Source organism: Shewanella sp. 10N.286.48.B5, assembly GCF_002874355.2.
Classification (GTDB): Bacteria; Pseudomonadota; Gammaproteobacteria; order Enterobacterales; family Shewanellaceae; genus Shewanella.
The window spans coordinates 18,365-32,010 of record NZ_MCVG02000004.1 but is presented as its reverse complement, the minus strand read 5'-3'; the positions used below and the strand labels follow the sequence as shown (position 1 = coordinate 32,010).

Annotated in this window: 12 protein-coding genes; 11 read left to right on the top strand and 1 reads right to left on the bottom strand. The window is 44.5% G+C overall.

Going from position 1 to position 13,646, the window contains the following annotated elements; all coding sequences use genetic code 11:
• The first annotated feature begins 232 nt into the window (after positions 1-232).
• Positions 233-1,714: a glycerol kinase GlpK gene (glpK, locus tag BCU57_RS19080; protein ID WP_102440207.1), complete on the top strand. Its 1,482-nt coding sequence runs from the start codon at positions 233-235 to the stop codon at positions 1,712-1,714.
• 28 nt (positions 1,715-1,742) lie between these two features.
• On the opposite strand, the gene BCU57_RS19075 is transcribed toward glpK, so the two are convergent.
• Positions 1,743-1,988 (bottom strand): hypothetical protein, encoded by a 246-nt coding sequence (locus BCU57_RS19075; protein WP_102440208.1) that lies wholly within the window; start codon positions 1,986-1,988, stop codon positions 1,743-1,745.
• A gap of 543 nt (positions 1,989-2,531) precedes the next feature.
• Between BCU57_RS19075 and mraZ the strand changes: the two genes are divergently transcribed.
• The 10 genes from mraZ to murG are packed head-to-tail and all read left to right on the top strand — an operon-like array spanning position 2,532 to position 13,645.
• Positions 2,532-2,990: a division/cell wall cluster transcriptional repressor MraZ gene (gene mraZ, locus BCU57_RS19070; RefSeq protein WP_102440224.1), complete on the top strand. Its 459-nt coding sequence runs from the start codon at positions 2,532-2,534 to the stop codon at positions 2,988-2,990.
• A gap of 22 nt (positions 2,991-3,012) precedes the next feature.
• Positions 3,013-3,954: a 16S rRNA (cytosine(1402)-N(4))-methyltransferase RsmH gene (gene rsmH / locus BCU57_RS19065; protein WP_102440209.1), complete on the top strand. Its 942-nt coding sequence runs from the start codon at positions 3,013-3,015 to the stop codon at positions 3,952-3,954.
• A gap of 14 nt (positions 3,955-3,968) precedes the next feature.
• Positions 3,969-4,283: a cell division protein FtsL gene (gene ftsL / locus BCU57_RS19060; RefSeq protein WP_102440210.1), complete on the top strand. Its 315-nt coding sequence runs from the start codon at positions 3,969-3,971 to the stop codon at positions 4,281-4,283.
• Positions 4,284-4,293: 10 nt separating this feature from the next.
• A complete protein-coding gene (locus tag BCU57_RS19055) occupies positions 4,294-6,030 on the top strand; it encodes a peptidoglycan D,D-transpeptidase FtsI family protein (protein WP_102440211.1) in 1,737 nt (578 codons plus the stop codon).
• On the top strand, positions 6,027-7,562 hold the full coding sequence (gene murE / locus BCU57_RS19050) for a UDP-N-acetylmuramoyl-L-alanyl-D-glutamate--2,6-diaminopimelate ligase (protein WP_102440212.1): 1,536 nt from the start codon (positions 6,027-6,029) through the stop codon (positions 7,560-7,562). Before BCU57_RS19055 ends, murE begins: the two co-directional genes overlap by 4 nt.
• On the top strand, positions 7,559-8,932 hold the full coding sequence (locus BCU57_RS19045) for a UDP-N-acetylmuramoyl-tripeptide--D-alanyl-D-alanine ligase (protein ID WP_102440213.1): 1,374 nt from the start codon (positions 7,559-7,561) through the stop codon (positions 8,930-8,932). Before murE ends, BCU57_RS19045 begins: the two co-directional genes overlap by 4 nt.
• Positions 8,933-10,015 (top strand): phospho-N-acetylmuramoyl-pentapeptide-transferase, encoded by a 1,083-nt coding sequence (gene mraY / locus BCU57_RS19040; protein ID WP_102440214.1) that lies wholly within the window; start codon positions 8,933-8,935, stop codon positions 10,013-10,015.
• A gap of 6 nt (positions 10,016-10,021) precedes the next feature.
• Positions 10,022-11,347 (top strand): UDP-N-acetylmuramoyl-L-alanine--D-glutamate ligase, encoded by a 1,326-nt coding sequence (gene murD, locus BCU57_RS19035; RefSeq protein ID WP_102440215.1) that lies wholly within the window; start codon positions 10,022-10,024, stop codon positions 11,345-11,347.
• A complete protein-coding gene (gene ftsW, locus BCU57_RS19030) occupies positions 11,334-12,548 on the top strand; it encodes a cell division protein FtsW (protein ID WP_102440216.1) in 1,215 nt (404 codons plus the stop codon). Before murD ends, ftsW begins: the two co-directional genes overlap by 14 nt.
• An 8-nt stretch (positions 12,549-12,556) precedes the next feature.
• Positions 12,557-13,645: an undecaprenyldiphospho-muramoylpentapeptide beta-N-acetylglucosaminyltransferase gene (murG, locus tag BCU57_RS19025; RefSeq protein WP_102440225.1), complete on the top strand. Its 1,089-nt coding sequence runs from the start codon at positions 12,557-12,559 to the stop codon at positions 13,643-13,645.
• Position 13,646: the final 1 nt, after the last annotated feature.

The window sequence follows — 13,646 nt, the reverse complement described above, 5'->3', positions numbered from 1 at the left end:
TTGACAAGCCAAAGTATGAAGTAAAGCCATCGTCATATGCTAAGTTATTAGGTGCTTACTGGCTTTACCCCAAAGTGACATAGCATGTCTAGGTAGAATAAACCCTTATAACTGTGATGACAGCACAAGCATTGCAATGTAAAGCATGATAAATCACATAAATAAACGGGTAGTTGATTCACTACTTTCAGTTTATGTGAACAAACTAAAATAAATAATATGAGATAGTGATATGCAAGCTAAGAAATACATTATTGCATTAGATCAAGGCACAACCAGCTCTCGTGCCATTGTATTTGACCATAAAGCCAACATGGTTGCGGTAGCGCAGCGTGAGTTTACCCAGATTTATCCTCAGGCCGGTTGGGTCGAGCATGATCCAATGGAGATTTGGTCATCTCAAAGTTCATCATTGATTGAAGTGCTATCTCGAGCAGGTATTAGCGGTGATGATGTTGCCGCTATGGGCATCACCAACCAACGTGAAACCACCGTAGTGTGGGATAAAAAAACCGGCAAGCCGATTTATAACGCCATTGTGTGGCAGTGTCGTCGCAGCCAAAGTATATGCCAGCAACTCAAAGCCGATGGTTATGAAGCTTATATTAAATCCGCCACAGGCTTGGTGCTCGACCCGTACTTTTCCGCCTCAAAAATCAAGTGGATTCTAGATAATGTTGAAGGTGCAAGAGAAAAGGCCGAGGCCGGTGAGTTGTTATTTGGCACCATAGATACCTGGCTGGTGTGGAAGCTCACAAAAGGCAAAGTACATGTTACTGAACCCACCAACGCCTCACGGACCATGTTGTTTAACATCCATCAGCAGCAGTGGGATGACAAGTTATTAACGGCCTTTGGTATTCCGGCTTCGATGTTACCTGAAGTGAAACCCTCTTGTGCGGTCTACGGTTCAACCAGCATTGTCGGTGGCGATATTACCGTGGCGGGTATGGCAGGCGATCAGCAATCGGCATTATTTGGTCAATTATGTTTTGAACCTGGAATGGCCAAAAATACCTATGGCACAGGCTGTTTTTTACTGATGAACACCGGTGATAAGGCAGTGGTTTCGGATCATGGCCTATTAACCACCATTGCTATAGGCGCTGATTTAAAGGTTAACTATGCCCTTGAAGGGGCAGTATTTATGGGCGGCGCGGTGATCCAATGGCTGCGGGACGAAATGGGCTTGATCCAAGATGCTCATGACACTGAATACTTTGCCAATAAAGTGGACGACACCAATGGGGTATATTTAGTACCAGCCTTTGTCGGCTTGGGCGCTCCGTATTGGGAAGCGGATGCCAGAGGCGCGATTGTCGGACTTAGCCGCGGGGTTAATCGTAGCCATATTATTCGCGCAGCGTTAGAAGCCATTGCATATCAAAGCAAGGATTTACTCGAGGCAATGATACAAGACTCAGGGGTCGAACTTAAACAAATCCGCGTTGATGGTGGCGCAGTGGCGAATGAGTTTTTAATGCAGTTCCAAGCCGACATCAGCAATGTTGATGTGATCCGTCCGCAAGTGACTGAAACCACAGCCATGGGAGCAGCCTTTTTAGCAGGTCTTGCGGTTAACTTTTGGCAGTCTACAGAAGAGTTACAAAACATTGCCGTGGCTGATAAGCATTTTTCACCAGCAATGGATGATAGCTGTCGTCAGGATTTGTATCGCGGATGGAAAAAGGCGGTGAGGAAAACCATCGGCTAAAGGGCATTTTTAAATCACTGGTAAACGACTAAATTTCAATATCAATATGCTTGAAGTTTGTATCGTCGTTAGTGGCCGGATTTGCATCATCGGTGTTGTTGGTTTGAGCAAGCTGTTTTCTGGTTAATGGCGCTGGTGGCAATTGTGTTTGCGGCGCTTCATGGCTATTAGCACTGATAACAGCTGAGTCAGTGACTTTTTTCACCTCTTTTTTAGGCGTGGTAACCTGCCTTGGCGGTCTGGCAGTCACAGCATAGAGAATATCTAGGTTCATTATTACCTCCTTCAAGGCTGTATTCAGTATATCTTGTTATCGGCCGCTTTGATTGTAAATTGAGCGGCTAATGGTTTGAATATATGACGCCAGCAGTCATCCTTGTTTGAGGATGTTTTAGCGTAAAGGCAATATTAAAAGTTTGGAATTTGCTTAGGTTTAAAAGCGCAAGGCAGCAATAAAATTTGTTGAACTGGTTTTTCTCACATCGTGAGTGAATATTTATTATACAAGATATAACTTTGATACAGTGGGCATTGTCATTTTAAGATGATAATGGTCAATTTTTAGCACATTTTAGTCACATTTTACTCGATAGAGTCGTTGTTATGTGTATGGTTTCGTTCATTTAGCCCCATAAAATCCACTTTCCTCCACCTAGAACAAATTAAATCAAATTTGCTGCGAACCCGCTTCAGAACTGGATTTAATTAATCTTCTCATCCCTTGACAATACTTGTGTTGTGTCCCTAAACTTAAGGGTTGTGGGGAATTGTGGATTTTTGTGGGAATTTTAATAACAAATCATAGGGATTAATGATCGTGTTTCGGGGCGCCAGTGCGATAAATATGGATGCAAAAGGACGGATCGCAATACCAATGCGATACCGAGAATCCTTGCGTGTTGAGCACAGTGGCATTGTCGTCATCACCGTTGATATCCAATCAGCTTGTTTATTGATTTATCCAATCCATGAATGGGAACTGATAGAAGCAAAACTAATGCAGCTGTCAGACACCAATCACATTGAACGATCCATGAAACGAAGATTATTAGGCCACGCTCATGAATGTGAGTTAGATGGTAATGGTCGTGCGCTCGTTCCCCCCGCATTAAGACAGTTTGCCAGCCTGCAAAAGAAAACCATGCTGGTGGGTTTGCTGAATAAGTTTGAGTTGTGGGATGAAGCCGCTTGGCAGTTGCAGATGGACGAAAGTCATCAGCTAATTCAAGCAGAAGATCTCACTAGCCATGAAAGATTAGCTAATTTTTCATTATAAATAATTAATTAAGAAGAGTCTGATGAGCCAAGAATTTGCCCATTTATCTGTACTGCTACAAGAAACCGTTGATGGTTTAAATATCCAAGCGGATGGCATCTATATTGATGGCACCTTTGGTCGTGGTGGTCATTCAAGGCATGTGCTGAGTCAGCTCGGTGAAAACGGCCGCTTGATTGCCATCGATAGAGATCCGCAAGCCATTGAAGCGGCTAAACAGTTCGCCGATGATCCCCGCTTTCAAATTGTGCATGGTGGCTTTGGCCAGTTGGCCGAATACGTTACTGAGTTAGGTTTGAAAGGCAAAATCAATGGCGTGTTATTGGATTTAGGCGTGTCTTCACCGCAATTAGATGATGCTGAGCGTGGTTTTAGTTTTTTACGTGATGGTCCATTGGATATGCGTATGGATAACAGCCAGGGTCAAACGGCCGCTCAGTGGTTAGCGAGAGCTGAAATTGAAGATATGGCTTGGGTATTTAAAACCTATGGCGAAGAGAAAAACTCGCGTCACATCGCTCGCTGTATTGCTGCTGATCGAGATGAAAAACCCTTTTTAAGAACCAAAGATTTAGCTGACCTTATTGCCCGAATTACTAAAAATAAAGAGCGTAATAAGCATCCTGCAACGCGGGTGTTCCAGGCGATTAGAATTTATATCAATAGTGAATTAGAGCAAATTGATCAAGCCCTTGAAGGTGCTGTGTCGGTACTGGCCCCAGAAGGGCGTTTATCGGTGATCAGTTTCCATTCATTAGAAGATCGTATGGTGAAGCGCTTTATTCGTCGCCATAGCCAAGGTGAAAGCGTACCTCATGGCTTGCCCATCACTGAAGCTGAAATTAATAAATCTAAAAAGTTAAAAGCCATTGGTAAGGCGATGAAGCCTTCTGATGTCGAAATTGAACAAAACCCACGAGCAAGAAGCTCGGTGTTGCGCGTTGCGCAGCGACTTGATTATTAATTACTGAGGTTATATTGGCACCGTCATCAATCAATTTATCCCGCATTGTGTTAGCCGATATTTGGCAGCACAAGTGGATATTATTGCTGACGCTAATTGTAGTCGGCAATGCGATGAGTGTGGTGTATACCAGCTATGCGACCCGAAAACAGACCTCGCAATTAGATCAGCTATTACAAGAACGTGATCGTTTAGATATTGAATGGCGCAACTTGTTGCTGGAAGAGCAATCTAAGTCAGAACACAGTCGAGTGACAAGGATCGCCACTAAAGATTTAAAAATGGTGCGACCACTACCTAAAGAAGAAGTGGTTATAAGGCTGCAATGAGAAAGGAATAATGAGCAGACAAGCTAAACGTAAATTAAACCCTGAACTGATCCCATGGCGACTATTCGTTGTGGTGGGTTTTGTGCTGCTGCTGTTTACTGCGTTAATTGCCCGTGCCGCCTATATTCAAATTATTGAGCCTGAAAAACTACGTCACGAAAGTGACATGCGCACCTTACGCACCACCAGTAATCAAGTACAGCGCGGCCTAATCACCGACAGAAATGGTGAAATGCTGGCAGTGAGTGTGCCAGTACGAGCTGTGTGGGCTGATCCTAAAATATCCCACGATAAAGATGCATTTAAAGATATGCGCCGCTGGAAAGCGCTGGCAGATATTTTACATGAGCCAGTTGATGAGATTGTGAGTAAGGTGCAGCGCGACCCTAAAAGGCGCTTTATTTACCTTAAGCGTCAAGTGACCCCTGCGGTAGCGGAATACATCAAGCAACTGAAAATTGCTGGCATCTATTTAAAGTCTGAATCACGCCGCTATTATCCCGCAGGTGAAACTGCCGCCCAGCTAGTGGGTTTAACTAATATTGATGATGTAGGCATTGAAGGCATCGAAAGTGCTTACGATAGCTGGCTTACTGGTACCCCTTCAAAACAAAAAGTCCGTAAATCCCGCGATGGTAAAGTAGTACAGCGTTTAGATATGGTGGAAGAAGGCGAGAGCTCAAATGATTTAGTCTTGAGTATCGATCAACGCATTCAGCAGCTAGCTTATCGCGAATTAAAACGCGCCACAGAAATAAACCAAGCCACTTCAGGCTCAGTGGTGGTACTTGATGTACACACCGGCGAAGTACTGGCGATGGTGAATACACCGTCATATAACCCCAATTCTCGAGAAAACTTACAATCTCACCGCATGCGCAACCGCGCCTTAACCGATACTTTTGAGCCGGGCTCCACTGTAAAACCTTTTGTGGTCGCAGCTGCGCTGCAAGCGGGCACTGTTGAACGTGATGATATGATTAACACCTCACCAGGCTGGATGCGTGTTGGTGGCCGTCAAGTGCGTGATACGGTTAATTACGGCAATATGACCTTAGATAAAATCTTGGTTAAGTCTAGTAACGTGGGGATCAGTAAAGTCTCTTTATCGATGCCGGTGCAAGAATTATTGGGGACTTACCAGTCAATGGGCTTGGGTAATTATTCAGGAATTAACTTAGCAGGTGAAAGCGCCGGCCTTATCCATGATCGTCGTCGTTGGTCTGACTTTGAACGCGCGACCTTATCTTATGGCTATGGTTTAACGGCCACCCCACTGCAATTAGCCAGAATGTATGCCACTTTAGGTAGCGGCGGTGTCTTGTATCCAGTATCAATTTTAAAGCTAAAACAAGCACCTAAAGGTGAACAAGTTATTTCACAGCAAGTCGCCCAAGATGTCATGGAAATGATGCTAGGGGTAACTGAACGTGGCGGCACCGCCACCAAAGCCCATATTGATGGTTATCCTATTGCGGGTAAAACGGGTACTAGTCGTAAGTCTGTCGCCGGTGGTTACGGTGATGATTATGTCGCACTGTTTGCCGGGGTTGCGCCAGTGCATAATCCCCGTTTAGCTATTTCTATTGTGGTTAATGAACCCAAAGGCGACCGTTATCACGGTGGCGATGTGGCAGGCCCCGTATTTGCAAAAATTATGTCTGGTGCGTTACAGATGCTGAATGTAGAACCATTAAATGAACAAGAAAAAGTTAAATTGGCCGCCATTGCTAAGAGGGCTGAATAATGCTGCTTAGTGATTTATTAGCACCCTGGTTTCATTATGCTGGCGTTGAGTCAGTGGATACGCTGAGCCTTGATAGCCGCCAAGTATCCCAAGGTGGTTTATTTGTCGCCTTGCCAGGCCACAAGGTTGATGGCCGTAAATTTATCAGTAAAGCCATTGAAAGTGGTGCAGTGGGGGCGTTAATTCATACCGATAACCCTGATGAACATGGTCAAGTTGAATACCAAGATAATGGCGCGGTGCTGATATCGTTTTTTCAATTAACTCGGCAGCTTTCGGCTGTTGCAGCGCAGTTGTATCCGGTTAATCATTCACCAATGGCGATTATTGGGGTTACGGGAACTAATGGTAAAACTTCTGTTAGCCAGCTTATTGCGCAATTGGTATCACTTAAACAGCAAAAAGCTGCAGTCATGGGTACATTGGGCAATGGTGTTTGGGGTCAATTAATCGATAGTGGCAATACCACTGCTGATGCCATTACTTTGATCCGTCAATTACACCAATTTCAAGCCGAACGGGTCAATGTGTGCGCCATTGAAGTCTCCAGTCATGGCTTAGTGCAAGGCCGAGTGGAAGCCGTGCCTTTTGATACTGCTATTTTTACTAATTTAAGTCGTGATCACCTTGATTACCATGGTGATATGGATGCTTATGGCGCAGCTAAAAAGCGTCTGTTCACCTTTTCCTGCGTCAAAAATGGTTTGATTAATCTTGATGATGGTGTTGGTCAGCAATGGTTCGATGAGCTAACAACAGATTCCATCTATGGCTTTAGCATTAGCGCCAATAAAACGGCGCAATTTTATACTGACAATATGCAGTTCAATGATGCTGGTGTGCAGTGTGATTTTGTTTACCCACACCTGGATAATCACAGCGGCCAAAAAACGACTTTAGCACTACGCGGACGCATTGTTTCGCCTTTATTGGGTGACTTTAACTTAGCAAACCTTGTGGCAGCCCTAAGTGGCTTGTATTTGCAAGGTTATGACATGCAAGAGTTACTTGAATTAGTGCCACTATTAACGCCCGTTGCTGGTCGCATGGAGCGCTTTAATCAGCCAAAGGGGCCCACCTTGGTAGTTGATTATGCCCATACTCCGGATGCTATCGAACAAGCGTTAAAAGCGCTGCGGATTCATTGTAAAGGCAAGCTTTGGTGTGTCTTTGGTTGTGGCGGTGATAGAGATAAAGGCAAGCGGCCTTTAATGGCCCAAGCGGCCGAGCAGTTTGCTGATACTGTGATGGTCACCAGTGACAATGCTCGTAGTGAAAATCCTGCGGCCATTATTGAGGATGTATTAGCGGGTTTGGCATTTCCTGAGCGTGCACTAACACAAGTTGATCGCATTAAAGCAATTAACACCGTGGCTTCACTGGCTCAAACAGGCGATATTGTGTTGCTTGCAGGTAAAGGCCATGAAACCTATCAAGAGGCCAATGGCATCAGAACTGAATATGATGAAAGAGCACTGGCTATCGAACTCACTCAGCCAACGTCTAACATGGCATTAAAGGAGCGCTTATGATTGCCCTGATGCTTTCACAGCTGGCGCAAACCCTTAATGGCAAGCTCGTGGGCGATGACATTTGTATTGATGATGTCAGCAGTGATAGCCGAGCGATGCAAGCCAATACCTTATTTGTGGCGTTAAAAGGCTTACGTTTTGATGGCCATAGCTTTGCAAAAACCGCCATTGATAATGGCGCTAAAGCCTTATTGGTTGAACGTCAGCTTGAGCTTGATATTCCGCAAATTATAGTGGCAAATAGCCAAATAGCCATGGGCGAAATCGGCGCGTTAGTGCGCGCTAAGGTAACCCCTAAAGCCATCGCTTTGACGGGCTCAAATGGCAAAACTACAGTAAAAGAAATGGTGGCAGCTATTTTAAGCCAGCATCATAGCGTGCTTTATACCGCCGGTAATTTTAATAATGAAATCGGGGTACCGTTAACCTTATTGCGATTAACCCAAGAGCATGAATATGGCGTTTTTGAACTGGGCGCCAATCATCAAGGCGAGATTAACTATACTTCATCTTTGGTGATGCCTCAGGTGGCGCTGGTAAATAATATCGGCCATGCACACCTAGAAGGTTTTGGTTCAATTGAAGGCGTGGCTCACGCCAAGTCGGAAATCTTTAACCACCTCAGCGCAGATGGCACCGCCATTATCAATGCCGATGATGACTTTGCTGAGTTTATGGCGCAAAAATCAGCCGCATTTAAGCAGCTGCGTTTTTCTAAAGTAGCCACCACAGATGCAGATATTAAAGCATTAGCGCTTAAAGCTGATGCAAGTGGTTGTTATGCCTTTAATTTAGAAGTTTCTGGCCAGTCCCATTTTGTGCAGCTTCCTTTAGCAGGAGAGCATCAGGTCAGTAATGCTTTAGCTGCCAGCGCCATTTGTACTGCATTAGGCGTCGCCCTCAAAGATATTATTAACGGGCTTTCAAGCCTAACGCCAGTAAAAGGGCGAATGGTGCCGCACAAGCTGGGGCGTATTTTACTGGTTGATGATAGTTACAATGCCAACCCAACATCAGTGGACGCTGCGATTAACTGGTTAAAACAAACTCGAGGTTTTCGATGTTTAGTGCTGGGAGATTTGGGTGAATTGGGCGACAATAGCGCCCTTTTGCATGCCGAGGTCGGCCAACAAGCCAAATCAGCGGGTATTGATGCCTTGTTTTGTTGCGGACAGCTAAGCGCTGAAACCAGCAAAGCCTTTGGTTCTGAACACTTTAGTGATTCAAAATCCGTCGCGCAGGCAATGATTAAAAAAGTAAATCAGTTATCGGGTGAGGTAACTATTTTAGTTAAAGGTTCACGAAGCGCAGCAATGGAAACTGTAGTCGAAGTGTTGTTGGATGCCAATGGGCGTGGGGAGTTTGTGTAGATGCTGGCTTATTTAGCTGAGTATTTAACCCAATTTTATAGCGGGTTTAATGTTTTTTCATATGTAACGTTTAGAGCGATCTTAGGTTTGATGACAGGGCTTATTTTTAGCTTGTGGTTTGGTCCTAAATTGATCGAACGTTTGCAGTTATTACAAATTGGCCAAGTGGTCAGAAATGACGGCCCAGAGTCACATTTTAGTAAGCGTGGCACCCCTACAATGGGTGGTTTGCTGATCTTGGCAGGCATATTTGTCAGTGTTTTATTATGGGGTGATTTATCAAATCGATATGTCATCGTCATGCTATTTGTATTAGGTACTTTTGGCGCGATTGGTTTCTTAGATGATTATTTGAAAGTGGTAAAAAAAGACTCTAAAGGTCTGATTGCTCGCTGGAAATATGCATCGCAATCCATAGCGGCATTAGCGGTAGCCATCTATTTATATAGCTCGGCAACGCTGCCGGGTGAAACCCAGCTAGTGGTGCCATTTTTAAAAGATGTGATGCCGCAACTTGGACTGCTTTATATTGTTCTTGCGTACTTCACCATAGTGGGTGCCAGTAACGCGGTTAACTTAACCGATGGTCTTGATGGTTTAGCTATCATGCCAACTGTTATGGTAGCAGCTGCATTTGCATTGATTGCCTATTTATCAGGTCATGCACAGTTTGCGAGTTATTTACATATTCCACACTTGCCGGATGCTGGTGAACTAGTGATTGTATGTACCGCGATAGTCGGGGCTGGTTTAGGGTTTTTATGGTTTAACACCTACCCAGCGCAAGTGTTTATGGGTGATGTAGGCTCATTAGCATTAGGTGCAGGATTGGGCGCCATTGCAGTGTTAGTCCGCCAAGAAGTGTTATTGGTGATTATGGGCGGCGTTTTTGTGATGGAAACGGTGTCGGTGATTTTACAGGTGGGTTCATATAAATTGCGCGGTCAGCGGATTTTTAGAATGGCACCTATTCACCACCATTACGAATTAAAAGGTTGGCCGGAGCCAAGAGTGATTGTGCGCTTTTGGATTATTTCACTATTCCTAGTCATGCTAGGGCTGGCAACGCTTAAGTTAAGGTAGTTAGCAATGCAAACATGCTATTCACACATCGTATTGGGATTAGGCGCAACAGGTATTTCTGTTGTGCGCTACTTAATGTCCCAAGGTATTACCCCACTGGTGATGGATAGCCGCAGAACGCCGCCTGGAAGCGATACTCTGGCAGCAGAGTTCCCTGAGGTTGAACTAATTACTGGTGGCTTTATGTGCCGCTCTTTAGTGCAGGCGCAGCAAATTATTGTCAGTCCAGGCATCGCTATTGATACGCCGGAAATTCGCGCGGCGATGGACATGGGTATTGAAGTGATTGGCGATGTGGAGCTGTTTGCCCGTGCGGTTGCTGAAAAGTCACCTTGCGTGGTAGCGATTACTGGCTCAAACGGTAAAACCACTGTGACTACCTTGGTTTACGACATATTAAAAGCAGCCGGTAAAAAGGTCGCTGTTGGCGGCAATATTGGTATTCCTGTATTAGATTTACTGGCAACCGATGCGGATATTTTTGTATTGGAGCTATCTAGCTTTCAGCTGGAAACCACTTTTAGCTTAAATTGTGTGGCGGCAACCTGCCTTAATATTAGTGAAGATCATATGGATAGATATCATGATCTGCATGCTTATAGAGAAGCTAAGTTACGCTTATATCCACAAAGCCGCTTTGTGATGTTTAACCGTGATGACCCACTGACATTTCCTGATGAGCCAACAAACCAAAATACCTTTGGTTTAGGTGTACCTGAAGGCGATGCTTGGGGGATTGCTGATGGCAAGATTTTCCACGGTGAAAGTGAAATCATGAATCTGCATGAGGTCAGTTTAATCGGCAGTCATAATCACGCCAATTTACTTGCTGCTATGGCACTAACCGATGCTTGCGGTATTGATAAAAAGTTTATGACCGAGGTTGCCAGCAACTTTAAAGGTCTTGAACATCGTTGTGAAATGGCGGGTATTAAGCAAGGCGTTACCTATATAAATGACTCTAAGGCGACTAATGTTGGTGCAACTGTAGCGGCATTAAATGGCTTAAGTGATCATTTAGGTGACTTAGTACTGATTGCTGGCGGAGACGGTAAAGGCTCAGACTTTAAAGAGCTGAGGGAGTCGCTCAATAACGTCACTCAATTAATTACCTTTGGTAAAGATGGTGCAAAAATCGCAGCTTTAAAGGCTGATAGTATTCAGGTCAGCGATCTTGCTGCAGCGGTCAATAAAGCCGTAGAAATAACGTTCTCAGGCGATATCGTATTGTTGTCACCAGCTTGTGCGAGTACTGATATGTACAAAAACTTTATGGAACGCGGCAATGACTTTAAGCAATTAGTGGAGCAAATTGCCGATGGCGAAGGCTGAGCAGCAACTTAGCTTATTCCAACAAGTCCTCAAGCGGCCGTGGCCTAATATCTTGTCTGAGAGTGGGCCTAGTGAGCAGCTATATGACCGCAGTTTATTGGTTGCGGTAATGGGCTTGATTGCATTTGGTTTTGTGATGGTGATGTCTGCCTCAATGCCAGAAGCGCAAAAACTGACAGATAACCCATTTCATTTTATTTATCGTCATGTGGCGTATTTAATGGGTTGTGGCGTGATTGCTTACGCTGTGCTCAATATAGAAATGAAAACCTGGGAACGCTATAGCGCGTATTTGGTGCTGGCTGTGTTACTGATGCTGGTTGCAGTCTTGATTGTCGGAACCACAGTTAATGGCGCGACGCGCTGGTTAAGTGTTGGACCGGTGCGAATTCAAGTGGCTGAAATCGCAAAGTTTGTGTTTATTGTTTACATGGCGGGATATTTAGTCCGTCGTCATGGTGAATTAAGGGAGAACAGTAGGGGTTTTATTAAGCCTATTATCGTATTTACCTTATTCGCAGTATTGATTTTAGCGCAACCAGATTTAGGTACCGTAGTGGTATTGTTCGTCTGCACTGTAAGTCTGTTATTTCTTGCTGGTGCACGGATTTTAGACTTTTTAGTGTTGATGTTTTTTGGTATTGGCTCGTTTATCTTTTTGGTGATTTTTGAGCCTTACCGGATGCGGCGGGTAACCTCATTTATGGACCCGTGGGAAGACCCATTTGGTAGCGGATATCAGTTGACTCAGTCATTAATGGCTTATGGCCGTGGTGACTTATTCGGTCAAGGTTTAGGTAATAGTATTCAAAAATTATCTTACCTGCCTGAAGCGCATACCGACTTTATCTTTGCCGTGATTGGTGAAGAGTTAGGCTTCGTAGGTATTGTTTGTGTATTAACAGTATTGTTTTTTGTGGCATTTAGAGCCATTCGATTGGGCAATTTATGTTTGAGTATTCAACGCCCGTTTGAAAGTTATTTAGCCTACGGTATTGGTATTTGGATTTGTTTCCAAACAGTGGTTAACGTTGGCGCCAGTATCGGTATGTTACCGACTAAAGGCTTGACGTTACCTTTTATTAGTTATGGTGGCAGTAGTTTGTGGGTGATGACAGCCGCAGCGATGTTATTGATCCGCATCGACCATGAACGGCGAATAAGTTTGATTCAAGCGGTGCAAGGGAGAGTAAAAAAATGAGCCCTAATATGACCAACGCACCGAAATTATTGGTAATGGCGGGCGGTACAGGTGGACATGTGTTCCCTGCATTAGCGGTAGCTAAAGCGTTAGCAGATAAAGGTTGGCAAGTTCGTTGGTTAGGGACGGCCGACAGAATGGAGGCAAGGTTAGTGCCTCAGCATGGGTTTGATATTGAGTTTATCGATATTAAAGGGGTGCGAGGCAATGGCATTATTCGAAAATTAGCCGCGCCTTTTAAAATTTTACGTTCAATCATTCAGGCAAAAGCCTTTATTAATGAATATAAGCCCGATGTTATTTTAGGCATGGGTGGCTTTGCCAGTGGCCCTGGCGGGGTTGCGGCTAAATTATCAGGCATTCCACTGGTGCTGCATGAGCAAAATGCCATCCCAGGAATGACCAACAAGTTGTTATCTAAGATTGCCAGCAAAGTATTGTGTGCATTTCCCAATACATTTTTGCCCGCAGTTAAAGCGGAGGTGGTCGGTAACCCTATTCGTCAAGAGTTACTTGAGTTAGGACAAAGCGCCAAATTTGCTGAAGATGAAGCCTTAAAAGTATTAGTGGTGGGCGGCAGTTTAGGCGCCAAAATTTTTAACGATGTTATGCCAGCTGTTGTGGCGCATATTAGCCTGCATCATTCGGTGACCGTTTGGCATCAGGTGGGCAAAGGCAATGAAGCGAAAGTAAAAGCGCTTTATCAAGATAAAGGTCAAGCTGCTAGCGTCAATGTAGCTGAGTTTATTGATGATATGGAAGCGGCTTATCGCTGGGCAGATGTGGTTGTTTGCCGTTCTGGTGCATTAACCGTATCAGAGCTGGCAGCCGTAGGACGCGGCAGTATCTTGGTGCCTTATCCACATGCTGTGGATGATCACCAAACTAAAAATGCTTCAGTATTAGTTGAAGCGGGAGCGGCATTTTTATTACCGCAAACCATATTAAATGCAGATAATTTAGCTGAGAAGTTAACCCTCTTTGCTGAAAACCGACAAGTTGTTTCACAGATGGCACATCAAGCCAGAAGTGTTGCTGTATTAGATGCAACCCAACGAGTCGCGAGTATTTGTGCTGAATTAGCACGAAAGGATTGAC